This is a genomic window from Arthrobacter sp. LjRoot14 (genome assembly GCF_964253905.1).
In the GTDB taxonomy this organism is placed as follows: Bacteria; Actinomycetota; Actinomycetes; order Actinomycetales; family Micrococcaceae; genus Arthrobacter.
In genome coordinates this window covers 4,288,016-4,312,416 of record NZ_CAXURL020000001.1, presented here as the reverse complement: position 1 = coordinate 4,312,416, position 24,401 = coordinate 4,288,016, and the positions used below count along the sequence as shown (strand labels likewise).

Sequence of the window (24,401 nt, the reverse complement as noted above, 5' to 3'; positions counted from 1 at the left end):
CTCAGTTCTCTCTAAACGGCGGTTGCGGAGCACCCGGTGGGTTGCTCAGGCGAGGTGCTTAGGCGTAGGCGTTCACCAGTCGGACTGCGCCGCCGTCAACACCCTTGGCACCCTGGACGTAGTCCGGGCCGGTCTTCACGATCGAGTCCGAGTTCTCTTCCACGGTGCCCATGATCCAGGACGGCAGGCCGCGGTCGTTGAGGCGGTTCACGGCGGCGTCGGCGGCTTCGGGGGAGACAATCGCCACCATGCCCACGCCGAGGTTCAGGGTGCGCTCGAGGTCGGCCAGCGGGACGTTGCCCAGTTCCGAAACGAGCTTGAAGATGGCGGGGAGTTCCCAGGTGGCGCGGTCCACCGTGGCGATGAGGCCCTGGGGGAGGACGCGGGCCAGGTTGGCTGCGAGGCCGCCGCCGGTGACGTGGCTGAAGCCGTGGACGGCCGCGCCGGCCGTGACCGGGAAGGTGCGGGCCAGGTCCAGGCAGTCAGCGGCGTAGACGCGGGTGGGCTCGAGCAGTTCCTCGCCCAGCGTGCGTCCGAGTTCGGAGACCTGGCGGTCCAGGGCCCAGCCGGCGTGGTTGATGACCCGCCGGACCAGGGAATAGCCGTTGGAGTGCAGGCCGGAGGAAGCCATGCCGATCACCACGTCGCCGGCGCGGACGCGGTCCGGACCCAGCAGGGCGTCGGCCTCGACAACACCGGTGGCGGCACCGGCGACGTCGTACTCGTGCTCACCCAGCAGGCCCGGGTGCTCTGCGGTTTCGCCGCCCACCAGGGCGGTTCCCGCCACGGAACAGGCTGCTGCGATGCCGCGGACGATGTCCGCGATGCGCTCGGGGACCACCTTGCCGCAGGCGATGTAGTCGGTCATGTAGAGCGGTTCGGCGCCCACCACCACGATGTCGTCCACCACCATGCCCACCAGGTCGAAACCGATGGTGTCGTGGATGTCCATGGCCTGGGCGATGGCCACCTTGGTGCCCACGCCGTCCGTGGACGTGGCGAGCAGCGGCCGCTTGAAAGTGAGGAGCCTCGAAACGTCGTAGAGTCCGGCAAAGCCGCCCACCCCGCCGATCACGGAGGAATTATGGGTGGCCTTGACGGCGTCCTTCATGAGTTCGACGGCGCGGTCTCCCGCTTCGACGTCAACACCGGCAGAGGCGTAAGTGATGCCGGCGTTCTGGGCGGAGGAAGATGCGGAAGTCATACGGACTCTTTCTTGTCAGCGGTCAGACGGTCGGCGTCGGTCAGCAGGTTCTCGAACTCGGCGTCCGGTCCCGGATCGCAGCCCGTAGCGCCGGGCTTCCCGGCCGGGTCCTCTTCGGAATCAACGGCAACCGCAGGGGCGGCTGTGGTGGCGGATCCTGCCGCGGGCAGGCCGCCGAGGTCCGTGCGCTCCAGCAGGTTCTTGCCCAGTTTGTCCGAGCCCGGGAGCTCGATGGGATACTTGCCGGTGAAGCAGGCGGTGCAGAGGCGTTCGCGCGGCTGCTGGGTGGCGCCGATCATGCCGTCTTCGGAGATGTACGCCAGCGAATCGGCGCCGATTGCCTGGGAAATTTCCTCAATGGTGGCGCCGTTGGCGATCAGTTCCGCGCGGGACGCGAAGTCGATGCCATAGAAGCACGGCCACTGGACCGGCGGGGAGGAGATCTTCACGTGCACCGCGGCGGCCCCGGCTTCCCGGAGCATCCGGACGATGGCGCGCTGGGTGTTGCCGCGGACGATCGAGTCGTCCACCACCACAACGCGCTTGCCGCGGATCACGGATTCGAGGGCGTTGAGCTTGAGGCGGATGCCCAGCTGGCGCAGGGTCTGCGAGGGCTGGATGAACGTGCGGCCCACGTAGGAGTTCTTGACGAAGCCGTGCGCGAACGGGATGCCGGATTCCTCGGCGTAGCCCACGGCGGCCGGGGTTCCGGATTCGGGGACCGGGATGACGATGTCCGCTTCCTGGGTGTTTTCACGGGCCAGCTGGCGGCCCATCTCCACGCGGGACTCGTACACGGAGCGTCCCGCGATGGCGGCGTCCGGACGCGCAAGGTAGACGTATTCGAAAACGCAGCCCGCCGGCGTCGGCTCCGCAAAGCGCTGGGACCGCACACCGTCTTCGTCAATGGCGATGAATTCGCCGGGTTCGATTTCCCGGATGAAGCTGGCGCCCACCGTTGCGAGGGCCGACTGCTCCGAGGCCACTACCCAGCCGCGCTCCAGCCGGCCGAGGACCAGCGGGCGGATGCCATAGGTGTCGCGTGCCGCGTAGAGGGTGCCTTCGTCCATGAAGACGAAGCAGAAGCCGCCCTTGATCTTGGGCAGCAGCTCGATGGCGGTCTGTTCGAGGGACTTGCCCTCTTCACCCTCCAGCAGTGCCGTCACCAGGGCGGTGTCCGAGGTGTTGCCCTGCTTCATTTCGCCGCTGAGCTGGCCGCCGTTGCGTTCAATGATCATGGCATTGAGCTCGGCGGTGTTGGTGAGGTTGCCGTTGTGGGCCAGTGCCACGGTGCCCGTGGCGGTAGCGCCAAGCGTGGGCTGGGCGTTGGCCCAGTGGCTGGCGCCGGTAGTGGAATAGCGGCAGTGGCCGACGGCCAGGTGCCCGGTCAGGGTGTTCAGCGTTGTCTCGTCGAAGACCTGGGATACGAGGCCCATGTCCTTATAGACGTTGATCCGCTTGCCGTCGCTGGTTGCTATGCCAGCCGACTCCTGACCGCGGTGCTGCAATGCATACAGCCCGTAATAGGTGAGTTTTGCTACTTCTTCACCTGGTGCCCAGACCCCGAAGACGCCGCAAGCGTCCTGGGGGCCTTTTTCGCCAGGGAGAAGATCATGAGAAAGTTTTCCATCGCCGCGTGCCACTGGTCGATTATCTCACGTCATGGGGTAGGACTTTTCCGGCTGCCCGTTTATGACTGACGGCCGGCCGGGGTGCCGCTGTCATCGCCGTCGTCTGCTTCGTTGCCCGGGGCGTCCTCCGGGACGGCCTCGACGACTGCGTGTTGGGCGCGGCGGACGCTGAGCCGGTCCAGCAGGAGGGCAACGATGGCGCCCAGGATCACGCCGCCGGCGCCGAAAAGGACCAGGAAGAAGCCGAAGACTGAGCTGGGTTCGTAGCCCGGGTCTCCGGGCAGCGCGAACGCGATGACCGCCGCAACGATGATGCCCACGAGTCCGCCAAGTATGAGGAACGGCACGTATTTGGGTGCTCGGCGCACGGTGATTTCGCGCCTCTCGGCGGGGGTGTCTTCAGAAGCCATGCCCTCTAGCCTACTGCCCCGTGTGGAACGGGTTGGCCGCCCCCGCCAGTCCCGAGTTTTTGTCCAGATAATGGGCTTTCGAGGAGCGTTTGGCCGCGGTATCTGGACAAAAACTCGTCAGCTGCCGCGGTACGTCGAGTAGGCGAAGGGGCTCAGGAGCAGCGGCACGTGGTAGTGCTCGCCGGCGTCGGACACCGTGAACACCAGGTCCACTTCCGGGAAGAACGTGGCCGTGCCCACGCCTTCGTAGTAAGCCCCTGTGGCGAAGTTCAGCCGGTACGTCCCGGCCGGGAGCAGTTCCGGACCGAGGTCCTTCGCCCGGCCGTCACCGTCGGTGGTGCCCGACGCAACGAGGTTCCAGTTTCCGCCGTCGCGCGCGTAAAGCCCGACGGCGACGCCGGCAGCCGGGCGCCCGGATCCGGTGTCCAGGATGTGGGTGGTCACCTGTGAAACGGTCATTCGCTGATCACTCCTTCGAGCCGGAGCAGGGCGATTTCGCGCAGCTGCCCGGCCACTATGGCGTCTTCTTCTTCGGCGGTGTGGTTGAGGCGCTCGTGCAGCGCCGCCAGGATTTCCGGCGCGGTGCGGCCGGCTGCCCGGATCAGGAAGACCCGGCCGAACTTCTCCTCGTAGGCGCGGTTCCCCTCGGCCAGTGCCGTGGTGACGTCCGTGTCCGCCGGATCCACTCCGGCCTGCTCCGAGCGGGACATGGATGCCTCCGTGGTTGAGGCCGTGGGCCGTTCCCCGATCCGCGGGTGGTGGGCCATGGCGGACTCCACCTCGTCCGGTGTAAACGGGGCGGCGGCGTCGCGGGCAAAGTCCAGCAGGGCCTTGCTGCTGGCAAAGGGTCGTGCGTCCGCGATCTGGTCCACCCAGCGCTGGACGTCGATGCAGGGGCGAAGTGCCGCGGTGACTTCCGCGCGGTCCGCCCCGTTGAATACGGCAAGCTGCATGCTTGTTCATCCCTCGTGCAAATGCTGGCATCCATGGCGTCGGCTATGCGGAAAAGGGAGTACCCCGGTGCAGGCGCCGCCGCGGATCCGGTCAGGGCCGCTGCGTTGCCTACATTCCACATCATGGAACTGTTATTTCAGCATGCGTAATAGTCAACCCGAAATTTGCGGTTGGTGTCAAGAGACTACCTCACCCCTGTGAGCGGCAATCCGCTCCGCTAGACTCCTGCTGGGGGGATTGTGGCGCTTGGCCGGATGTCCTGGAGGTGGAAGGGACTCGCGTGGCTCAAGCAGATGGGCACAGCCTTGCTAGCGCTGACTTTAAACGGCGCTCAGTGCTGGGGGAGTACGGACTGCTGGAGGAGAATCCCAGTGCCAGCGCGGCACGCGCACTGAACTTCCTGGTGGACCTTGCCGCGAAGCTTTGCGGCGTACCCTTCAGCGTCGTCAACATCATCACTCCCGAGCAGCAGGTCCAGCTCGCAGCTGCGGGCCTGAAACCTCGGCTGTGCGCCCGCGAAGACTCGATGTGCGCCAGGGCCTTCCAGCAGGGCCGCACCACCGTGGTGCCCGACGCTGCCGCCGACCCCAGGTTTGCGGCCAATCCCTTTGTGACCGGAGAAATCGCCAGCGTCCGGTTCTACGCCTCCTCCCCGCTGCTGACCGGTTCCGGGTTCGCGCTGGGCTCCCTGTGCGTCTTTTCCGAAGCGCCCGCCACCCTCTCCGCCGAACAAACCGCCATGCTGGATGTCCTCGCAGCGCAGGTGGTGGAAGTGCTGGAACTGCAGCACCGCACCCTGCAACTGCAGCATGCCCTGGAAGAACTGGGCCGCAGCAACCGCAAGCTCGCTGATTTTGCCGGCCGGGTCAGCCATGACCTGCGGATCCCCCTCACCACCATCCTTGGCTATGTGGAACTGAGCGAGGACGACGAGGACATCCGTCCGGGCAGCCCGGCTGCGGGCTACCTCGAACACATCCGAGACAGCGGGCGGCGGATGCTCTCCATGCTGGACGGTGTCCTCAGCTACTCCCAGGTGGGCGGAATGCTGCGTCCCCGTCCGGTGTCCCTCAAGGACACCGTTGCGGCGGCGGTCAGCGACCTGGGCGACGGGTTCAGTCCTGACGCCGGGCTGGACTGCGAGGACGCGGAAGTCATGGCTGATCCGGCGCAGCTGCGGTCCTTGCTGCAGAACCTCCTGGGCAATGCCTCCAACTACCGCAGCCCGGCGCGCGATCTCAAAGTCAGGGTCTACGCGCTGGCAGATGACCGCGGAGTCACTGTCCGGGTGTCGGACAACGGCAAGGGCATCAGCGCCGCCGACCGCGAGCGGGTCCTTGAACCCCTGGTCCGGCTGCACCGCCCCGGTGACGCCCCCGGTTCAGGCCTGGGGCTGGCCACCTGCGTGCGCATCGTCCAGTCGCACGGCGGAGAACTCTCGCTCACGGAAACCCCCGGCGGCGGAACAACCGTCTCGGCCCTCTTCCCGAAAGACGGCCCGCATGGATCCGCTTAAAGCCTTCCTGAGGGCCGCGCTCCTGGTGCTCGCCCTCGTGCTCTTCCTGCCGGCGGGGGCCGCGCAGGCTGCCGTGGCAGCGCAAGCCGGCGTGGTTGCGCAAGCCGCCGTCCCGGCGTCGAACACTAACAGCGGGGAGGACCTCGGTGCCTCATCGGGAAAGCCGCTCCTGGGCGGCGTCCTGGAATGGGGCGAGGACGACGCCGCCGGGTTCGCCGGCCGGTTGCAGGCAACCCCGGCGGTCCTCGGTCACGACGTCTCCTTTCCCATCACGCGCGGTGAGAAAGGCTACCTGCGGGAGTTCCTGGCCCAGAGCGCCGCCTCCGGGGCCCATGCCCTGCTCACCGTGAATCCCGCGGTGCCCCTCAGGGAGGTGGACGCAGCCGGTGCCGCAGATTTTGCCGGGCAGCTTGAGGAACTCGCGCAGGGTTTCCCCGGGAAGCTGCTGATCCGCTTCGCCCCGGACATGAACTCAAGCTGGGTGTCCTGGGGTCAGCAGCCCGGGGACTATGTGACGGCGTTCCGTGCGGTGGCCCAGGCGTTCGAACCGGAACCAAATGCGGTGATGGTGTGGCAGCCGTTCCAGGCGCGCGACTATCCGTTCACCAGGAACCGTGAAGCCCCGGCACCCGGCACTCCGGGTTTCCCTGCACTGGACACCAATTCCGACGGCGCCTGGAACGGGGCCGACGCACCCTACGCCCCGTACTACCCGGGAGACGACGCGGTTGACTGGGTAGGACTGACGGCACTGCATGACGACACGGGCGGCGGAGCTGCCGTCAACACACTGCCTAGGGACGGGGAACTGGCCTCCCTTTTGAACGGGACCGCCCGCGGGGCCGCCTCCGCTGAGGGCGCCGGTTCCGACGGCGGTGACTCCGACTTCTACGAGTCCTACGCAGTGAAGCGGGACAGGCCGCTGCTGGTCCAGACGGCGGCCTACTTCAGTCCGACGGCGGGCGGCCCGTCGGAAGCCGACATCAAGTCCGGCTGGTGGAAGCAAGTGCTGGGCGAGGCAGCGCCGGGCAAGCTGGAGCGTATTGCCGCCGTCGTGTGGGACGAGAAAACGGAGGTGGGGGACGCCGGCAACACCATCATTGACTGGCGCCTCACCCGGAACCCGGACGTGGCAGCCGCCGCCGGGGCAGCCGTCAAGGAATCCACGCTCGTCACCGGGCCGGTCACCAGGATTGTGGAGGGGCTGGGCGGGGCGCCCGGCAACACCCTGTCCGGTGCTCCGGCGGGGATTGCGGCGGCCGCCCTGCTGGCCGGTGCGATCCTGCTGTGGTTCCTGCCGATGCGGTTGCGCCCGGCGAAGGGCTGGACGTATTCGGACAAGTCCTCGCGCGATTCCCGGGTTGACCTGATGCGCGGGCTGGCCATCCTCTTTGTGGTGGTGAACCACGTGGGCATGACGTCCCTCTTTCAGCTGTTCACCCAGGAGACGATCGGCTTTGTCTCCGGCGCCGAGCTGTTCGTGCTGCTGTCCGGGCTGGTGCTGGGGATGGTCTACGGGCCCAAGGCCCAGGACAACATCGGCGAGGTCGCCCAAAAAACCGGCAGGCGGGCGGGCAAGCTGTACGTCACGGCGCTGGCAGTTGTTGTCCTGGTGTTCGCCCTCAGCCTCATCCCGGCCTTCAATTCCGACGTGCTGACCACGTTCACGGACCAGGGGACCGGCGGCGCCGGCAGGTCGGGAGCGGGCCGGACTTACGACCTCTACACCGGTATGCAGGGCCTGTTGCAGTTCCCGGTCTCCGGGGCCGTCATCCCCGCGGTGCTGCTCCTGCAGTTCGGGCCATGGCAGTTCAACGTCATGGGACTCTACGTGATCATGCTCCTGGTCAGCCCGCTGATCCTGCTCGCCCTGGCCCGCGGCAAGGTGCTCTGGGTACTCGCGGCCACCACCGCGCTCTACGTCGCAGGCACTTTGTTCCGGTTCAGGGTCCTGCCGTCGCAGTTCGAGGATTCCTTCCCGCTGATGGTGTGGCAGGTCCTGTTTGTGCTGGGCCTGGTGGGCGGCTACTACCGGCGGACCATCGTGGCCTGGTTGTCAGCGCACCGCTGGGTGGTGGGTCTCTGTGCCGCCGTCACCGTGGCCTTCGCCCTGATGTCCTGGGCCAACCCGTACCTGGCGAACGAATACGATGTGCGGCTCGCGCTGACGTCCGACGCGGACTACCGCGCCGTTTACGACCGGTTCTTCGGGCGGACCTACCTGGAACCGGGGCGGCTCCTGAACGTGCTCACCCTGCTGGTGACGGTCTACGCGCTCCTCACGGCCTACTGGAGGCCGATCGAACGCGCCGTCGGCTGGTTGCTGATTCCGCTGGGGCGGGCCACGCTGTACGTCTTCATCATGCACGTGGTGCTGATCGCCGTGGTGGCGAACATCCCGGCACTGCAGCAGGGGAACATCTGGCTCAACACCGCCGCGTACGCCCTGATCGTGGCGCTGCTGTGGGTGATGGTCCGGACCAAGTTCCTGTTCCGCATCATCCCCACCTGACGCTCTCTCAGGCCGGGGCCGGGGAGGCGCCGCCGAGGCGGGCTGTGACGCGGTCCGCGGCTGCCTTGCAGGATTCCCCGAGGCGTTGCAGCGTGTCCGGGGAGACCCGGAAGCGCGGTGCCGGGATGAGGACCGCCGCCACGATGTCGCCGCGGTGGTCGAACACGGGGGCGGCCAGCCCCACTTCGTCCAGGGACGACTCCCCGTAGTTGGTGGCCCAGCCGCGCCGGGCGACGTCGCCAAGCCGGATCAGGTACGCCTCCAGGCTGGTGTCGTCCAGTCCGGGGTAGGCAATTTCGCCGCTGCGGAGCAACACGCGCACGCGCTCGGCAGGCTCGGCGGCGAGGAAGACCTGCACGGAGGCGCTGAGGGCATCGTTGTACCGGGCGCCCAGCGGGGTGGTGTGCTTGATCTGGTGGTGGCTGGCAATTTGCTCCACGCACATCGACTCGGAGCCGTTCCACACCATGAGGGCGCTTGTTTCGCCGGTCTGCTCCGTCAGTTCGCGCAGGACGGGGTAGGCCACGCGGCGCTCTTCGAGTTCGGCCAGCAGCGGTCCGGCGACGGCGATGAGGCCCAGCCCCAGCCGGAACCTGCGGGTCTCCGGGTCGCGCTCCACCAGGTGTTCCTGTTCGAAGGTGGCCAGGATGCGGGAAACGGTGCTCTTGTGCAGGCCCACGCGGTTGGCGATCTCGGTGACGCCGAGCAGCGGCTCGTCCGCGGTGAAACTTCGAAGCACGGCGATGGCGTTGACGATGACGGACGTGCCCTTGGCGTCGCCGTTGCTGCTGGATTCGGAAGCTGCTGCAGAGGTCATGGTGTGCACCATCATTCCGTATGTAAGCAGGAAAGCGGCGCCACGAAGGACGTGGCGCCGCTTTCCGGCGGTGGCAACTCCGGTGCTTGTTAGGCCCCGATGATGTTGTATTCCGGACCGAACGGGAACTTGGTGATGTTCTCCGCGCCGTCCTCGCCCACCACTAGGATGTCGTGCTCGCGGTAGCCGCCCGCACCCGGCTGACCGTCAAGGACGGTGATCATCGGCTCCATGGACACCACCATGCCCGGTTCCAGCACCGTATCGATATCCTCGCGGAGTTCCAGCCCGGCTTCGCGGCCGTAATAGTGGCTCAGGACGCCGAAGGAATGGCCGTAGCCGAAGGTGCGGTTGGCGAGCAGTCCGTAACCGACGTAGATCTCGTTGAGCTCCGCGGCGATGTCCTTGCAGACGGCGCCTGGCTTGATCAGTTCCAAACCGCGCTTGTGGACCTCGACGTTGATGTTCCACAGCTCCAGCGAGCGGGCATCCGGTTCGCCGTAGAACAGGGTGCGTTCCAGCGCGGTGTAGTAGCCGGAGGTCATAGGGAAGCAGTTCAGCGACAGGATGTCGTGTTCCTGGATCTTGCGGGTTGTGGCCCAGTTGTGCGCGCCGTCGGTGTTGATGCCGGATTGGAACCAGACCCAGGTGTCGCGGATTTCCGAATCCGGGAAGGTCCGGGCGATTTCGTGGACCATGGCCTCGGTGCCGATCAGCGCGACCTCGTACTCGGTGATGCCTGCCGTGATGGCGTTGCGGATGGCTTCGCCGCCGAGGTCGCCGATGCGCGCCCCGTGCTTGATGACCTCGATCTCCTCGGCGGACTTGATCATCCGCTGGCGCATGGCGGCCTGGGCCACGTCCACGAGGGCTGCGGAGGGGAAGGCGGCCTGGATCTTGTTGCGGTTATCCAGCGGCAGCGAGTCGTCCTCGACACCGAGGCGGCGCGGGTTGATGCCGCGGGTGCGCAGGACTTCCTGGATGGCGAAGATGTAGTTGTCCCGGCGCCAGTCCGTGTAGATGACGTTGTCGCCGTAGCTGCGCCGCCACGGCATGCCGGCGTCGATATTGGCCGTGACGGTGACGGTGTCATCCTTAGTGACCACCATGGCGTAGGAGCGGCCGAAGGTGGTGAAAAGGAAGTCGGAGTAGTACTTGATGGAGTGGTAGCTGGTCAGGACGACGGCGTCCAGGTCCTTCTCGGCCATGATGCGGCGCAGGCCGGCGAGGCGGCGCTCGAACTCAGTGTCGGAGAACGTCAGCTTGACCTTGTCGCCGTTTTTCAGGACTTTGAGCCGCTCCAGTTCGGCGACGGACGTTGCGTTCTCGGATGTTGTGGTGGTCATAGTGGTGTTGCCTTTCCGTGGTGCAGTTACGTGAGGTGAGTGGAAGAAGTTTGGCTATTCGTGGCGCAGCGGTTCTTTGCAGGTTTCCCGGGAGAGCGAAACGGCGATCAGGGAGATCACCGCCGCGGCGACGAGGTACCAGGCCGGTGCCAGATCGCTGGCGGTGGCAGCGATCAGGAGGGTTGCCATAAACGGGGCGGTGCCGCCGAACAGGGCGTTGGAGAGATTGAAGCTGACCGCGAAGCCGCTGTAGCGGACACGGGTGGGGAACATTTCGGCCAGGAAGCTGGGGAGCGTTCCGTCGTTGAGGGTGAGCATCGCACCCAGCAGGATCTGGACCAGGACAATGATCAGGAAGTTCCCGGTCCCCAGGAGGGCGAACGCCGGCACCGTCAGCACGATGAAGGCAACGGATGCGCTGATGAGCACCTTCTTGCGGCCGTAACGGTCCGAGAGCATCCCGGTGAGGAAGATGAACCCGATGTACGTGATCAACGCGATGGTGGTGGCCAGGAAGGATTCGGTTGCGCCCAGGCCCAGCTCTGAGGACAGATAGGTGGGCATGTAGCTGAGGATCACGTAGAAGCCGACGGCGTTCAGCAGTACAGCTCCGACGGCCTGGAGCAGCTGCCGCCAATGGTTCCGGAACAGGCTGGAAACTGGTGCCTTGACGGCCTCGTCCTCCGCTGCCATTTCGCGGAACACCGGGGTGTCCTCCAGCTTGGTGCGGATGTAGCGTCCGATCAGTCCCATCGGGGCAGCCAGCAGGAATGGCAGGCGCCAACCCCAGCTATGCATCGCGTCGGAACTGAGCAGGACTGTCAGCAGGCCCGCCAACAGGGAACCCAGGAGCAAGCCTGCTGCGGTGCTCGCAGGAACCACTGCGGCGTAGACGCCCCGCTTGTTAGCGGGGGCGTATTCGACCAGGAACGCCGATGCTCCGGCGTACTCCCCTGAGGCCGAGAAGCCCTGCACGACCCTGATGATCAGCAGCAGGATCGGGGCCCAGAGGCCGATTGTGTCGTAGCCCGGAATAAGAGCTATGCAGAATGTCGCCCCGGACATGATCAGGATCGACAGGGAGAGCGCGGTCCGCCGGCCCACCCTGTCACCGATGTGGCCCCAGACGAACCCGCCGAGCGGGCGGACCAGGAATGAAATCGCGAACAGGGCGAAAGTCAGCAGAAGCCCGGTCTGGGGGTTTGATTCAGGGAAGAAGACCGTCGCGATCGTGACGGCCAGGTAGCCGTAAACGGCGTAGTCGAACCATTCAACGAAGTTGCCGATGAAGCTGGCCGCGATGACCCTGCGGCGGGTTTCCTTGCTGACATCGTTGTCAGCAGGTTGGAAATGCTGGCCGCTCAACGTGCTGCGGCCGGCGCGGGGGCCTTCATGCAGGCCATCCTGCTCCGCGCCCGGTCCTCCCGCAAGAGCGGGAGAGGAAGTTTCGTTACTCATGTATCCACCAAATTGTTTGTGGTTGCATTCAGCGCAACGCTGTTGCACCAGATTAGGCGTGACGTGTAACACAGTCAATACCTTCGCGTTTCCAAATTGTGAAATTTCCGGCATGAAAGTGCAGGGCGAGCGCACTCGGCGAGCCTGGACGCAGGACATTCGTTGCACTGAAAGCGACACGGTTGCGCTTTGTGATGCGGGTGCAGAAGTCCGCCCCGACGATGCGATGGAGCCCGGGCGTAGTACTTCGGCGACCTATTGACACCCCCGTGTGACGGCTGTCATATTTTCCAGTACGCGCTATGTGCATCGTGTTGTGTAATACGCAATTGACGGATTCTGAGTCCGGGGCAGGGTCCTCCAGCGGGTCGCCGAGCTGCTGGAACGCGACAAGGCCGACTACGCCAGGGCGGAGGTACCTGCAGTGGGGCGGCGTCATCTTCGTCGGTGCAGTCGCGATTGGCGGGGCGTTGCTCTACCGTCTGAGGATCAGGCACCGCACGGGCGTCCTGGCGGAGCACGCCGCAGTGCCCGCCGCAGCCCGGGCAGTAGCGCACGCCGCCGTCCCGGGCCCGGCCCGGATCAGGTCCGGGTTTCGGGCGCCGGCCAAGGCCCCGGCCAGGGCGCCGATCAGGGCCTTGAGCCGCTGGAAGAAGATTTGGAACCGCAACGAGTCAGCTAGATTGGCAATGGGTGCCGTTGCCAGCGAGCCCCCCGGGCTCAGGAAAGGAACACAAGAATCATGGTTCACAAAGTAAAAGCCGTTGTCGTCAAGGAGAAGAACGCTCCGGTTTCGCTGGAGACCATCCTGGTGCCGGACCCGGGGCCGGGTGAAGCACTGGTGGACATCCTCACGTGCGGGGTGTGCCACACGGACCTGCACTACAAGCAGGGCGGTATCGGTGAGGACTTCCCCTACCTGCTGGGCCACGAGGCTACCGGCGTGGTCAGCGCGGTGGGACCGGACGTCACCGAAGTGGCCCCCGGCGACCGCGTGATCCTGAACTGGCGCGCCGTGTGCGGAGAATGCCGCGCCTGCGCCAAGGGCCAGCCGCAGTACTGCTTCAACACGCACAACGCGACGCAGAAGATGACGCTGGAGGATGGCACGGAGCTCTCGCCCGCGCTGGGCATCGGGGCGTTCGCGGAGAAGACGCTCGTCGCCGCCGGGCAGTGCACCAAGGTGGACGACGACGCCGATCCCGCCGCCGTCGGGCTGCTCGGCTGCGGCGTGATGGCAGGCATTGGCGCCGCGATCAACACCGGTGAGGTCAAGCGCGGCGAATCCGTTGCCGTGATCGGCTGCGGCGGCGTGGGCATTGCCGCCATCGCGGGGGCCAAGCTGGCCGGCGCCACCACCATCATCGCGGTGGACATCGACGCCAACAAGGTGGAAATGGCCAAGTCCCTGGGCGCCACCCACGGAGTGGACTCCAGCAAGGAAGATCCCGTCGAAGCCATCCGGGCCCTCACCGGCGGCAACGGCGCCGACGTCGTGATTGAAGCGGTGGGCCGCCCCGAGACATACAAGCAGGCGTTCTACGCCCGCGACCTCGCCGGCCGCGTGGTGCTGGTGGGCGTCCCGACGCCGGACATGAAGCTGGAGCTGCCCCTGCTGGATGTTTTTGGCCGCGGCGGTTCCCTGAAGTCCTCCTGGTACGGCGATTGCCTGCCGTCCCGGGATTTCCCCATGCTGGTGCAGCAGTACAAGCTGGGCAACCTGGACCTGGACGCGTTTGTCTCCGAACGCATCACCATCGACCAGGTGGAGGAGGCCTTCGAGAAGATGCACGAGGGCAAGGTGCTGCGTTCCGTGGTCGAAATCAGCCCGTCCGCCGAGACCGCGCGCACCGCCCCGGAAGCGGCCGCCGTATGAGCGTGACCATCGAGAACCTGGTCACCTCGGGCACGTTTTCGCTCGACGGCGGCACCTGGGATGTGGACAACAACGTCTGGATCGTGGGGAACAGCGAAGAGTGCGTGATCATCGACTCCCCGCATGATGCGGAGGCGATCATCAGCCAGGTCCGCGGCCGGAAAGTCCTGGCCATCCTGCTGACGCACGCGCACAACGACCACATCGGGGCGGCGCGTGCCGTGGCCCGGGCCGTGGGCGCGCCGATCTACCTGCACCCTGATGACCTGGTGCTGTGGGAGCAGGTCTATCCCGACGTCAAACCGGACCGCTACCTCGCGGACGGCGATGTGTTCCGGGTGGGCGGGGCAACCCTGCGCGCCCTCCACACCCCGGGCCACTCGCCCGGGTCCACGTGCTTCCAGCTCGAGGATGAGGGGACGGTGTTCACCGGGGACACGCTGTTCAACGGCGGCCCGGGCGCCACGGGCAGGTCCTACAGCGACTACCCCACCATCCTCGCGTCCATCCGCCAACGGCTGCTGACCCTGCCTGCCGCGACGGTGGTCCGCACCGGCCACGGTGACAACACCACCATCGGGGCCGAGCGCGAGACGCTGGCCAAGGTAGACCAATGAAACCTCCCAGGTTCGGCAGGCAGCCGGCCCCGGTCGCGGACATCAACGAGGACGACCTTGAAGTCCACCCGCCGAAGAGGGAAGCGGCCGGCGTCAAGGCTGTGATGGTTGCGCTGGAGCGCGCCGTGGCGCAGGCCGGGGTGTCCCGGACGGCCCATTCGCTGCTCCGGCTGAACCAGCGCGGCGGCTTCGACTGCCCCGGCTGCGCGTGGCCTGAATCGGACAAGAAACGCAAGACGGCGGAGTTCTGTGAGAACGGCGCCAAGGCCGTGGCCGAGGAGAACACGCTGCGCACGGTCGGCGCCGAATTCTGGGCGAAGCACTCCATCGCCGAACTGTCAGGGAAAACGGAGTACTGGCTGGGCAACCAGGGCCGGCTCAGCGAACCGGTGGTGATCCGCGAAGGCGAAACGCACTATTCGCCCATCTCCTGGGCGGACGCGTTCGAGCTGATCGGCGAGCACATCCGGGCCAGCACGCCTGACCGCTGCGTCTTCTACACCTCCGGGCGCACGGCGAACGAGACGGCGTTTATGTACCAGCTGTTCGCGCGGGCGCTGGGCACCAACAACCTTCCGGACTGTTCGAACATGTGCCACGAATCCTCCGGCTCGGCGCTGAACCCGACCATCGGCATCGGCAAGGGCACCGTGTCGCTGGACGACATCCATGACTCCGAGCTCATCTTTGTGGTCGGGCAGAACCCGGGCACCAACCATCCCCGGATGCTCTCGGCGCTGAAGGAGTGCAAGGACAAGGGCGGCAAGGTGGTGGCGGTGAACCCGCTGCCTGAGGCCGGGCTGTTCAACTTCAAGGACCCGCAGACAATCTCCGGTGTGGTGGGCGGCGGCACACCGCTGGCGGACGAGTACCTGCAGATCAAGGTGGGCGGCGACCTGGCCCTGTTCCAGGCCCTTGGCCACCTGCTCCTGGCCGAGGAAGAGCGGAACCCGGGTTCCGTCGTCGACCGTTCCTTCGTTGACGCGCAAACGGACGGCTTCGACGCCTACCGCGAAGCCCGCGCTGAGCTGGACTGGGACGAGACGGAGAAAGCGACCGGATTGGCCCGGAAGCAGATCGAGGACGTGGCCGGGATGCTGGTCCGGTCCAAGGCCACGATCTTCTGCTGGGCCCTCGGCGTCACGCAGCAGCCCCACTCGGTGGACACCATCAAGGAAATGGTCAACGTCCTTCTCCTGCAGGGCAACTTCGGCAAGCCCGGCGCCGGCGCCTGCCCCGTCCGCGGACACTCCAACGTCCAGGGCGACCGGACCATGGGCATCTGGGAGAAGCCGAAGGAATGGCTGCTCGAAGCACTGGACAAGGAGTTCAACATCCAGTCACCGCGCGGCCACGGCTACGACGCCGTGGAAGCGATGGAGGCCTTCGAACGCGACGACGTGGACGTCTTTGTGTCCATGGGCGGCAACTTCTCGCTGGCCTGCTCCGACACCGAAACCCTGGAAGCCGGGATGCAGCGCATCGGCCTGACCGTGCATGTGTCCACCAAGCCGAACCGGTCCCACGTGGTGCACGGGCGCACCTCGCTCATCCTGCCCACGCTGGGCCGGACGGACAAGGACGATAAGCACCCGGGCGGCGCCCAGTTCCTGTCCGTGGAGGACTCCATGTCCGTGGTCCACTCCACCCAGGGCAGGCTCCACCCGGTCTCTGACCACCTGCTCGCGGAGCCGGTGATCATCGCCCGGATGGCCGACGCCACCTTCGGCGAGGACCACCCGGTGGACTGGAAGGCCATGGCCGCGGACTATGACGTGGTCCGGGACCACATCTCCCGCGTCATCCCGGGCTTCCAGGACTTCAACGAGCGGATCCGGACCAGGAACGGCTTTGTGCTGCCCAACCCGCCGCGGGACACCCGGTCCTTCAAGACGGACATCGGCCGCGGACGCTTCACGGTCAGCCCGCTGGAATACCTGACACCGCCGGAGGGCCACCTGGTCCTCCAGACCATCCGCAGCCACGACCAGTACAACACCACGTTCTACGGCGTGGATGACCGGTACCGCGGGATCTCGGACGGGCGCCGGGTGATTCTGGTACATCCGGAGGACCTGGCCGAACTCGGCTTCAAGGACCGGGACCTGGTGGACGTGGTCAGCACGTTCCGCGGGAACGACCGGCAGGCGGACAAGTTCCGGCTGGTGGCCTACCCGACGGCGAAGGGCTGCGCCGCGGCGTACTTTCCCGAAGCCAACGCCTTGGTCCACAAGGAAAACGTGGCCCGGGAATCCAACACCCCCGGGTTCAAAGCCATGTTCGTCCGCTTCGTGCCGCACCCCGCGGAAACCGCGGCGGATGCCCCGGCGGAGCGCAGCGAGGCAGCTGCCGCGGCGGTCGGCTAACAGTACGGGCCGGGAGAGCTAGCCCTCTCCGAGCACTGCCCACCCGTAACCGGGCAGGCCCACGGCGTCCCGGTCCGGATGCCGGTGGGCCCGCCCGGCCAGCAGCCCGCCCGAACCGGACGGCACGGGCAGGTCCGCCGGCGTGCCGGAAAGGTTCAGGGCGACTGTCAGCACTCCGCCGGCGCAGGCGCCGCTGTCAGCGCTACCGGCGCCTGCGCCGCTGTCGCCACGGACCTGGTAGACGAGGCTCTCGTTGCTGAGCGTCAGGACCGTGGTGCGTGCCCGGTGCAGCCAGGCATGCCGCCGTCGGAGGCTGATCAGTTCCTGGTGCAGGTGGTACACCGGCCAGCCGGCCGCTGCCAGTTCTGCGGGGCCGGCGGGGAACGCCGGACGGACGGCGTCGTCTCCGCCGGCGCGCTCCTCCTTGACGCCGCGGAAGGCCTGCTCGTCGCCGTAGTAGATGCAGGGCGTCCCGCCCACGGTCAGGAGGACGGTGAGCGCCAGCGCCAGCTGGTCCGGGTTCGCCAGCTTGCTGGCCAGTCGGGTGACGTCGTGGTTGCCCACGAACGTGAGCGGCACGAAGGTGTCCAGGAACCCGTTGTGCCGCTCGAGCGCGGATGCGAGTTCGTAGAAGTTGGCGTCGTTGAGTGAACTCCAGACGGCCTTCCACAGTTCGTACTGCGTGACCGAGTCGAGGGTGCTCCGCTCCACCTCCTCGGCGAAGTCGCCGTGGATGTACTCGCCCACGAAATAGGAGTCCGGATACTCGCGGCGCACCTCAGCCAGCACCGGGGCCCAGAACGCCGGCGGCACGGCGTACGCCGCGTCGAGCCGCCAGCCGTCCGCCCCGCGGGCCAGCCAGTGCTTCATCACGTCCGTGACCAGGGCGGCGACCCCCGGTTCGTCGTGGTTGAGGGCCACCAGATGATGGTGGCCCTCGAAGTCCTCGTAGTCCGGTTCGGTCCCCGGCGTCCATCCGGAGTCCGGCCACTGCAGGCGGAACCATGAGGCGGCAGGAGACCCTGGACCGTCCGTGAGCACATCCTGGAACGCCCCGAAGCTGCGTCCCACATGGTTGAAGACGCCGTCCAGCAGGACTTTCAGCCCGCGGGCGTGGCACTGGGCGATGAGCTCGTCAAAGTCCGCGTCGTCGCCCAGCCGGGGATCGATCCTGAAGTAGTCCGTGGTGTCATAGCCGTGGGTTTCCGAGGCGAAGACCGGCCCCAGCGCGAGCCCGGACGCTCCCAGTTCCAGCACGTAGTCCAGCCAGGGGACCAGCTGGCCCAGCCGATGGGCCACAGGCTCGTCCGGCTCCTTGGACGCCCGCTCTGCGGCAGTCTGCTCCGCGCCGACAAAGCCGATCGGGTAGACCTGCCACCAGATTGCGTGTTTGACCCAGTCCGGTTCCGTCATGGGGATCCACCTTTCGTCAGCTTCCCAAGATACTCGGTTAGCTCCCGTGCCGTACCTTGAGCGAATCCTTGCATTTCTTTGAGCCGACGCTGAGCTACGTTCGCCACACTCGAAGGGAAGGGTCAAGTAAGAGTCAGTCTGCGTACCGGGGATGGTGAAGGTCCGCATGGAAAGAATTCAAAGCGGGGAGAAACTGCTGGGTGAAGCCCTGGCCAGGGCCGCCGTCGGACTCGTGCGGGAAGCCCCCGGGTACAAGAGGCGGGCCCTGCACTACCTGAAGCATTCGTGGAAGGTGTACTCCCTTTCCCGTGCCCTGGCCAAGGCCCTGGAGGACTCCCGGGAGGCCTCCAGCTGGCCCGGCGACCGGCTCCAGGTGGGCTCGTACATGTCCGAACGGGTCGAAAAAGTCACCCGGCTCATTCAGCGCGAAGCCAAAACCTACGCGGCCGGCTAGGACTTCGGCCCCGCCAGCCCCAGCCGTCCGCCCCGGCCGCCAGCCCCGGCCGCCCGCCGTCGTGACCCTGTTTAACCGCGAACGACGGCGACACTCCGGGCTCGCCGGTGTGTCGCCGTCGTTCTGGCGTAATAGAGGGTCGGGACGGCCGGGAGGCCGTCCCGAGCCGCCGTCGAACTAGTCGAACTAGCCGCGCAGCCGCTCCATGCCGGGGTCGAACAGCGGCTCGGCCGAGACGGTGGCCGCGATGCGCCGGCCGAAGTATTCAACCTCCACGGCGTCGCCCTCGGACACCGCGGCAGGCAGCCAGGCGTACGCGAGGGGCTTGCGGATCGAGTAGCCGTAGGCGGCGCTGGTGACATAGCCGGCGGCCTCGCCGTTGACGTACACCGGTTCCTTGCCCAGGACCAGGGAGGTGCCGTCGTCAACGGTCAGGCACCGCAGCACCTTGTCCGCGGGCTGTTCCTTCCGCGCGGCCAGGGCCTCACAACCCACGAAGCCCGTCTTGTCCTTGGCAATCGAGAAGCCCAGGCCGGCCTGGTAGGGGTGGTGCTCCGAGGTCATGTCCGTGCCCCACAGCCGGTAGCCCTTCTCGAGCCGCATGCTGTTGAACGCGCCGCGCCCGGCTGCGATGATGCCGTGTTCCTGGCCTGCCTCGAACAGCAGGTCCCACAGCTTCAGCCCGTACTCGGCGGTGGTGTACAGCTCCCAGCCGAGCTCGCCGACGTAGGAGAGCCGCATGGCCGTGACGGGGATGCCGCCCACCGAGATTTCCTTGGTGCGGAAGTATTTCAGGCCCTCGTTGGAGAGGTCGTCCGCGCTGAGCTTGCCGATCACTTCACGTGCCAGCGGCCCCCACAGCCCGATGCAGCAGGTGCTGCCGGTGATGTCCGAGACGTGCACCCACTGCGCCGGATCCGCGGCGGACTGCTTCCTGGCCTCGACCCGGAGGTAGTCGAAGTCCACGTTGCTGTTCACGCCGAGCTGGAACTGTTCCTCCGCGAGCCGGGCGACGGTCACGTCGCTGCGGACGCCGCCGTCGTGCTCCAGCAGCAGGCAGTACGTCACGGCACCCGGCTTCTTGGCGATGTTGCCCGTGCTGAGCCGGTGCAGCAGCGCCTGGGCGCCCGGTCCGTTGACGGCCAGCCGCTTCAGCGGCGTCATGTCGTAAAGCCCGACGGCGGTGCGCGTCTTCCACGCTTCAGCCGCCGAAATGGGGGAGGAGAACATGGCTGACCACTCGTCCCGCTCCGGTGCCTCCCATTCGGCCGGAAGTTCCTCGAGCAGCCCGCGGTTGGCCTCGAACCAGTGCGGGCGCTCCCAGCCGGCGGACTCGAGGAAGAACGCTCCGAGCTCCTTTTGCCGGACGTTGAACGGGCTGACCCGCAGGTCCCGCGGGGACTCCTTGGGCTGCAGCGGGTGCAGGACGTCGTAGATTTCCACGAAGTTCTGCTGGGAGGTTTCGCTGACGTACTCGTCGCTGGTCTGGACCTTCTCGAAGCGGGTGAGTTCGCAGCCGTGCAGGTCGGTGCGGGGCTGGCCCTCGATGAGCAGCTCCGCCATGGCCTTGGCCACACCGGCCGAGTGGGTGACCCAGACTGCTTCGGCCACGAAGAAACCCGCTAGGTCGGGGGACTCGCCCATGAGCGGGCCGCCGTCGGGGGTGAAGGAGAAAATGCCGTTGAAGCCGTCCTCGATCTGAGCCCCGCGCAGGGCCGGCAGCAGGTCCTGGCTGTCCTCCCAAGCGGGCAGGAAGTCTTCCAGAGTGAACTCCAGGCGGGAGGGCATGCGGTGGTCCGACATTTCCTCTGCGGAGACCTTCGGCAGGGCGGACATGTCCACCGGCATGGGGCGGTGGGCGTAGCTGCCGATGCCGATGCGGTCGCCCCATTCGCGGTAGTACAGGTCCCTGTCCTGGTAGCGCAGGATGGGCTTGCTGGCGCCCTTGGGGAGCTCGTTGACGCCCTCGAGTTCGGGCAGCGGGGTGCTGATGGCGTACTGGTGGGCCAGCGGGAGCAGCGGGACTTCCAGGCCCACCATCTTGCCGAGCTCCCGTCCCCAGAACCCGGCGCAGGAGACGACGATGTCCGCCGGGATCACGCCGTCGGCCGTTTCGACGCCGGTCACCTTGCCGCCCTCCTGGGCGATGCCGGTCACGGTGGTGGAGCCGAGGAAGGTCACGCCACGCTCGCTGGAGCGCTCGATCAGCAACTGCACGGCACGGGCAGCCAGGGCCAGCCCGTCCGTGGGGATGAGCAGGCCGCCCAGGACCTCGCGGCCGCCGGTGAGCTTACCGGTGTTCAACAGCGGGTAGATCTTTTCGCATTCATCAGCGTCGACGATCCGGCTTTCGACGCCCCAGGAGGTCATCACCCCCATCTTGCGCTTGAGGTCGGCCAGGCGTTCGGGGGTAGTTGCCAGTTCCAGGCCGCCCACCTGGTTGAAGCAGGACTGGCCGTCCTTGCTCAGGGAGAGGAACTTGTTGACCGTGTAGGTGGCGAATTCGGTCATGGTCCGTGACGGGTTGTTCTGGAACACCAGGCCCGGCGCGTGCGACGTGGAGCCGCCGGCAAGCTCCAGCGGGCCCTGTTCCACCACCGTGATGTTGGTCCAGCCCCGGGTGGCGAGTTCGTCGGCAAGATTGGTTCCGACGATGCCGGCGCCGATAATGACAACGCGTGGTGATGCGCTCATGGGTTGATTCTCCTGTTTTTGCGTAAGAGGCGTTGGCGTTAGCGGAAGACGACGGTGCGGGTGTTGTTGAGCAGGACCCGGTGCTGGCAATGCCACTTGACTGCGCGGGACAGCGCCTGCGATTCGGCGTCCCTGCCTACAGTGACCAGCGCATTCGGGTCCAGGCTGTGGTCCACGCGGAACACTTCCTGCTCGATGATTGGACCCTCGTCCAGGTCTGCGGTGACGTAATGCGCGGTGGCTCCGATGAGCTTCACGCCGCGGTCATAGGCCTGGTGGTAAGGCTTGGCACCCTTGAAACCGGGCAGGAAAGAATGGTGGATGTTGATGGCACGGCCGCGGAGGCTGGCGCACAGCTCGTTGGACAGGACCTGCATGTAGCGTGCAAGGACCACCAGGTCCGCGTTGTACTCGGCCACCAGCTCCAGCAGGCGCGCTTCAGCTTCGGGCTTGGTAGCGGCCGTTACCGGGACGTGGATGAACTGCAGGCCGGCGGCTTCCGCCATGGGGCGAAGGTCCTCGTGGTTGGACACCACGACGGCGATCTCCGCACCCAGGCTGCCGGCGCGCCAGCGGAAGATGAGGTCGTTGAGGCAGTGGCCGAACTTTGAAACCATCACCAGCAGGCGCTGGGGGCGGCCATCGTGGATGGTGAAGTCCATGCCGAACTCATCGGCGATGGCGGCGAACTCCGCGCTGAGGCCTTCCGCGGAAACTTCCTTGTCTCCCGGAGTGAAGGCCGTGCGCAGGTAGAGCTTGCCGCTGATGTGGTCATCGAACTGCTGGTGTTCAACAATGTCGAAGCCGCGATCAGCGAGGAATGCTGTGATGGCCCGGACGATTCCGGGGCGCTCCGGGCACGCAAGGGTAAGGACATACTGTACGGTGTCGGTGCCGCGGACGCCGGCAACGTCGCCGGCCTCCACCGTCGCGTTACCGGTGGGGCGGCCTTCGAGGACTGTGGTCATGGTCTACTCCTAATTCTTTGCGGGGGCTTGGGTGTCAGCGGGGGAAGCCGCGCAGCGGCCGTCGTCAGGACAGCGCTGGTCACATTGATGCTTGGTAACGAGATCGAACTGGACGCCGCCGTGCTGGTCCACGCCGCTGCGAATGGCGCGCTCCACTACGGAGTCCGCCAGTCGGCGCCGGAGGGACAGCGGATCCCGGCGCAGGTCCTTGACCAGGGCGAAGCACAGCAGCAGCATGACCAGCACAAACGGCAGGGCAGCCACGATGGTGATCCGCTGCAGGCCGGAGAGCGCCTCCGAGGGTTCATCACCGCCGGCCAGCATCATGACGGCGGCTACTGCGCCGGTGAGCAGGCCCCAGAAGATGACCAGGCCGCGCTTCGGGTCGGAGGACCCGTTGGAGCTCAGGGATGCCATGATGATCGATGCGGAATCGGCTCCGGTGATGAAGAAGATGGCCACCAGGACCATGGCGAGAACCACTACTGCTGCGGTGAGCCAGGCAGGCATGGACATGTTCCGGACGAGGTCGAACAGGGCGCCGTCAAAGTCGATGGACGGTGACCCGCTGGCCATGGACACGAGGCCGGCCGTGCCTGCCTTGTCAGCGTCCTCCTGGATCTTGAAGGCCGTTCCGCCGAAGATGCCAAACCAGATGACGCTGACGATGCTGGGGACCAGCAGGACGCCGGTGACGAACTGCCGGATGGTGCGGCCGCGGCTGATGCGGGCGATGAACATGCCCACAAACGGCGTCCAGGACACCCACCAGGCCCAGTAGAAGATCGTCCAGCCGGACATCCAGGTGCGCAGGGCCTCGTCACCGACGGCCTCGGTGCGGGAGGACATTTCGGCCAGGTCCCTGGCGTAGTCGCCCACCGCGGCCGGGATGAGGTTGAGGATGAACAGCGTTGGCCCCGCGATGAAGACGATGAGCGCCAGGACAACGGCCAGGACCATGTTGATATTGGACAGCCACTGGATGCCGCGGCTGATGCCGGACACCGCCGAGGCCACGAAACACGCAGTCAGGACGGCAACGATGGCCACCAGGACAGGGGTGCCGATCTCGCCGATCCAGCCGTTCGAGGTCAGGCCGCTGCCGATCTGGAGGGCGCCGAGGCCCAGGGAAGCGGCCGTGCCGAAGAGCGTGGCGAAGATCGCCAGGATGTTGATGAACTTGCCCACCGGCCCTTCTACCGTCCTGATGCCGAACAGCGACGTAAACGCTGCCGAGATCAGCTGGCGGCGGCCCAGGCGGTAGGTGCCGTAGGCCATGGCAATGCCGACGACGGCGTACATTGCCCAGGGGTGCAGGGTCCAGTGGAAGATGGAGGTTGCCATGGCCGTCTGGATGGCTGCCGGCGTCCGTCCGTCCACCGTTCCCGGCGGCGGAGAGATGTAGTGGTACAGCGGCTCGGCCACGCCGTAGAACATCAGGCCGATGCCCATGCCGGCGGCGAACATCATGGCAATCCATGACACGGTCCGGAACTCGGGCTTCTCGCCGTCCTTGCCGAGGGGAATGTTGCCCCACTTGCCCAGGGCCAGCCAGAGCACAAAAACAACGAACAGCGAGGCCAGGACCATAAAGAGCCAGCCGGTGTACTCCATGACCCAGTCGAGGGCGGCTGTTGACGTGGCTGCCAGGCTGTCCCGGCCCAGGAAGCCCCACGCCACGAAGGCCAGGGCCAGGACCCCGGTGATGCCGAAGGTGGCCTTATCGAGGGTGAGTTTGCGGTTCCGCCGCTCTGCCACGGCCTGCTCGGCTTTGGTCTGGCGGAGTTCCTGCATGATCTGCTCGGTGTCCCCGGCATCGTGTGAATCGTGGGAGGAAGGAGAGTTCTCGGGTGTAGGAACGAGCTTGGGCTCCTCCAGCTCGAGGCGGGGTTGGGCATCCGTGCGGATGTCGCTGTTCAAAGCCATGTCAAGTCCTTTGGTTTGAATTCATGGGCTGAAGCTGTACTCCGGCGTCCCCAAACCGGGCGGAAGATCGGGGCCTTCCTGGCATTCATTGTTCAAGGTCAGCTTTGCTTCCATCGCGGCGGTTGTTCCGTAAGGATCAACACGTCTCGCCATAAGCAACAGAGTGACCCGTATCACAGTCACGTGTCAAGGTTTTCTGAAGTCTTAAGCCCTATTTCAGGCAATCCGGCCGGGCCTTG

18 protein-coding genes are annotated in these 24,401 nt (G+C 66.3%); 6 read left to right on the top strand and 12 right to left on the bottom strand.

What is annotated here, in order from left to right; translation table 11 throughout:
- Positions 1-58: 58 nt before the first annotated feature.
- The 5 genes from purM to uraD form a co-directional block, all read right to left on the bottom strand.
- Positions 59-1,204 (bottom strand): phosphoribosylformylglycinamidine cyclo-ligase, encoded by a 1,146-nt coding sequence (gene purM / locus ACSQ12_RS19540; protein ID WP_436066570.1) that lies wholly within the window; start codon positions 1,202-1,204, stop codon positions 59-61.
- Positions 1,201-2,847 (bottom strand): amidophosphoribosyltransferase, encoded by a 1,647-nt coding sequence (purF, locus tag ACSQ12_RS19535; protein WP_436066569.1) that lies wholly within the window; start codon positions 2,845-2,847, stop codon positions 1,201-1,203. Before purF ends, purM begins: the two co-directional genes overlap by 4 nt.
- Before the next feature lie 47 nt (positions 2,848-2,894).
- Positions 2,895-3,245 (bottom strand): hypothetical protein, encoded by a 351-nt coding sequence (locus tag ACSQ12_RS19530; RefSeq protein WP_436066568.1) that lies wholly within the window; start codon positions 3,243-3,245, stop codon positions 2,895-2,897.
- A 117-nt stretch (positions 3,246-3,362) separates the two neighbouring features.
- On the bottom strand, positions 3,363-3,704 hold the full coding sequence (uraH, locus tag ACSQ12_RS19525) for a hydroxyisourate hydrolase (protein ID WP_436066567.1): 342 nt from the start codon (positions 3,702-3,704) through the stop codon (positions 3,363-3,365).
- Positions 3,701-4,198, bottom strand: coding sequence for a 2-oxo-4-hydroxy-4-carboxy-5-ureidoimidazoline decarboxylase (gene uraD, locus ACSQ12_RS19520; protein ID WP_436066566.1), 498 nt, complete (start codon positions 4,196-4,198; stop codon positions 3,701-3,703). The genes uraH and uraD overlap by 4 nt, the downstream gene beginning before the upstream one ends.
- A gap of 281 nt (positions 4,199-4,479) precedes the next feature.
- On the opposite strand from uraD, the gene ACSQ12_RS19515 reads away from it, so the two are divergent.
- Together ACSQ12_RS19515 and opgC are read left to right on the top strand one after the other, a co-directional pair.
- Positions 4,480-5,715: a GAF domain-containing sensor histidine kinase gene (locus ACSQ12_RS19515; protein WP_436066565.1), complete on the top strand. Its 1,236-nt coding sequence runs from the start codon at positions 4,480-4,482 to the stop codon at positions 5,713-5,715.
- Entirely contained in the window at positions 5,702-8,227 is a 2,526-nt protein-coding gene (opgC, locus tag ACSQ12_RS19510) for an OpgC domain-containing protein (protein WP_436066564.1), read from the top strand. Before ACSQ12_RS19515 ends, opgC begins: the two co-directional genes overlap by 14 nt.
- 7 nt (positions 8,228-8,234) lie before the next feature.
- On the opposite strand, the gene ACSQ12_RS19505 is transcribed toward opgC, so the two are convergent.
- From ACSQ12_RS19505 to ACSQ12_RS19495, 3 genes are all read right to left on the bottom strand, one after another.
- Complete coding sequence (locus tag ACSQ12_RS19505; protein WP_245198960.1) at positions 8,235-9,044, bottom strand: IclR family transcriptional regulator; 810 nt, start codon at positions 9,042-9,044, stop codon at positions 8,235-8,237.
- 89 nt (positions 9,045-9,133) lie between these two features.
- Positions 9,134-10,390: an aminopeptidase P family protein gene (locus tag ACSQ12_RS19500; RefSeq protein ID WP_436066563.1), complete on the bottom strand. Its 1,257-nt coding sequence runs from the start codon at positions 10,388-10,390 to the stop codon at positions 9,134-9,136.
- Positions 10,391-10,444: 54 nt separating this feature from the next.
- Complete coding sequence (locus ACSQ12_RS19495; RefSeq protein ID WP_209742199.1) at positions 10,445-11,848, bottom strand: MFS transporter; 1,404 nt, start codon at positions 11,846-11,848, stop codon at positions 10,445-10,447.
- Between the two features lie 742 nt (positions 11,849-12,590).
- On the opposite strand from ACSQ12_RS19495, the gene ACSQ12_RS19490 reads away from it, so the two are divergent.
- From ACSQ12_RS19490 to ACSQ12_RS19480, 3 genes are read left to right on the top strand one after another with little or no spacing between them, the layout of a single operon-like run.
- Positions 12,591-13,724 carry an S-(hydroxymethyl)mycothiol dehydrogenase gene (locus ACSQ12_RS19490; RefSeq protein WP_436066562.1) on the top strand — a complete coding sequence of 378 codons (1,134 nt, stop codon included), beginning with the start codon at positions 12,591-12,593 and terminating at the stop codon, positions 13,722-13,724.
- Positions 13,721-14,341, top strand: coding sequence for an MBL fold metallo-hydrolase (locus tag ACSQ12_RS19485; protein WP_436066561.1), 621 nt, complete (start codon positions 13,721-13,723; stop codon positions 14,339-14,341). Before ACSQ12_RS19490 ends, ACSQ12_RS19485 begins: the two co-directional genes overlap by 4 nt.
- On the top strand, positions 14,338-16,707 hold the full coding sequence (locus tag ACSQ12_RS19480) for an FdhF/YdeP family oxidoreductase (RefSeq protein ID WP_436066560.1): 2,370 nt from the start codon (positions 14,338-14,340) through the stop codon (positions 16,705-16,707). The genes ACSQ12_RS19485 and ACSQ12_RS19480 overlap by 4 nt, the downstream gene beginning before the upstream one ends.
- An 18-nt stretch (positions 16,708-16,725) precedes the next feature.
- On the opposite strand, the gene ACSQ12_RS19475 is transcribed toward ACSQ12_RS19480, so the two are convergent.
- Positions 16,726-18,120: an alpha-amylase family glycosyl hydrolase gene (locus ACSQ12_RS19475; RefSeq protein WP_436066559.1), complete on the bottom strand. Its 1,395-nt coding sequence runs from the start codon at positions 18,118-18,120 to the stop codon at positions 16,726-16,728.
- A 166-nt stretch (positions 18,121-18,286) separates the two neighbouring features.
- Between ACSQ12_RS19475 and ACSQ12_RS19470 the strand changes: the two genes are divergently transcribed.
- Positions 18,287-18,574, top strand: coding sequence for a hypothetical protein (locus ACSQ12_RS19470; protein WP_209742204.1), 288 nt, complete (start codon positions 18,287-18,289; stop codon positions 18,572-18,574).
- A gap of 186 nt (positions 18,575-18,760) precedes the next feature.
- Here ACSQ12_RS19470 and ACSQ12_RS19465 read toward each other — a convergent pair whose 3' ends face one another.
- The 3 genes from ACSQ12_RS19465 to ACSQ12_RS19455 are packed head-to-tail and all read right to left on the bottom strand — an operon-like array spanning position 18,761 to position 24,162.
- Positions 18,761-21,268 carry a GcvT family protein gene (locus ACSQ12_RS19465; RefSeq protein WP_436066558.1) on the bottom strand — a complete coding sequence of 836 codons (2,508 nt, stop codon included), beginning with the start codon at positions 21,266-21,268 and terminating at the stop codon, positions 18,761-18,763.
- 38 nt (positions 21,269-21,306) lie between these two features.
- On the bottom strand, positions 21,307-22,236 hold the full coding sequence (gene purU, locus ACSQ12_RS19460) for a formyltetrahydrofolate deformylase (protein ID WP_436066557.1): 930 nt from the start codon (positions 22,234-22,236) through the stop codon (positions 21,307-21,309).
- A 9-nt stretch (positions 22,237-22,245) separates the two neighbouring features.
- On the bottom strand, positions 22,246-24,162 hold the full coding sequence (locus ACSQ12_RS19455; protein WP_436066556.1) for a BCCT family transporter: 1,917 nt from the start codon (positions 24,160-24,162) through the stop codon (positions 22,246-22,248).
- Positions 24,163-24,401: the final 239 nt, after the last annotated feature.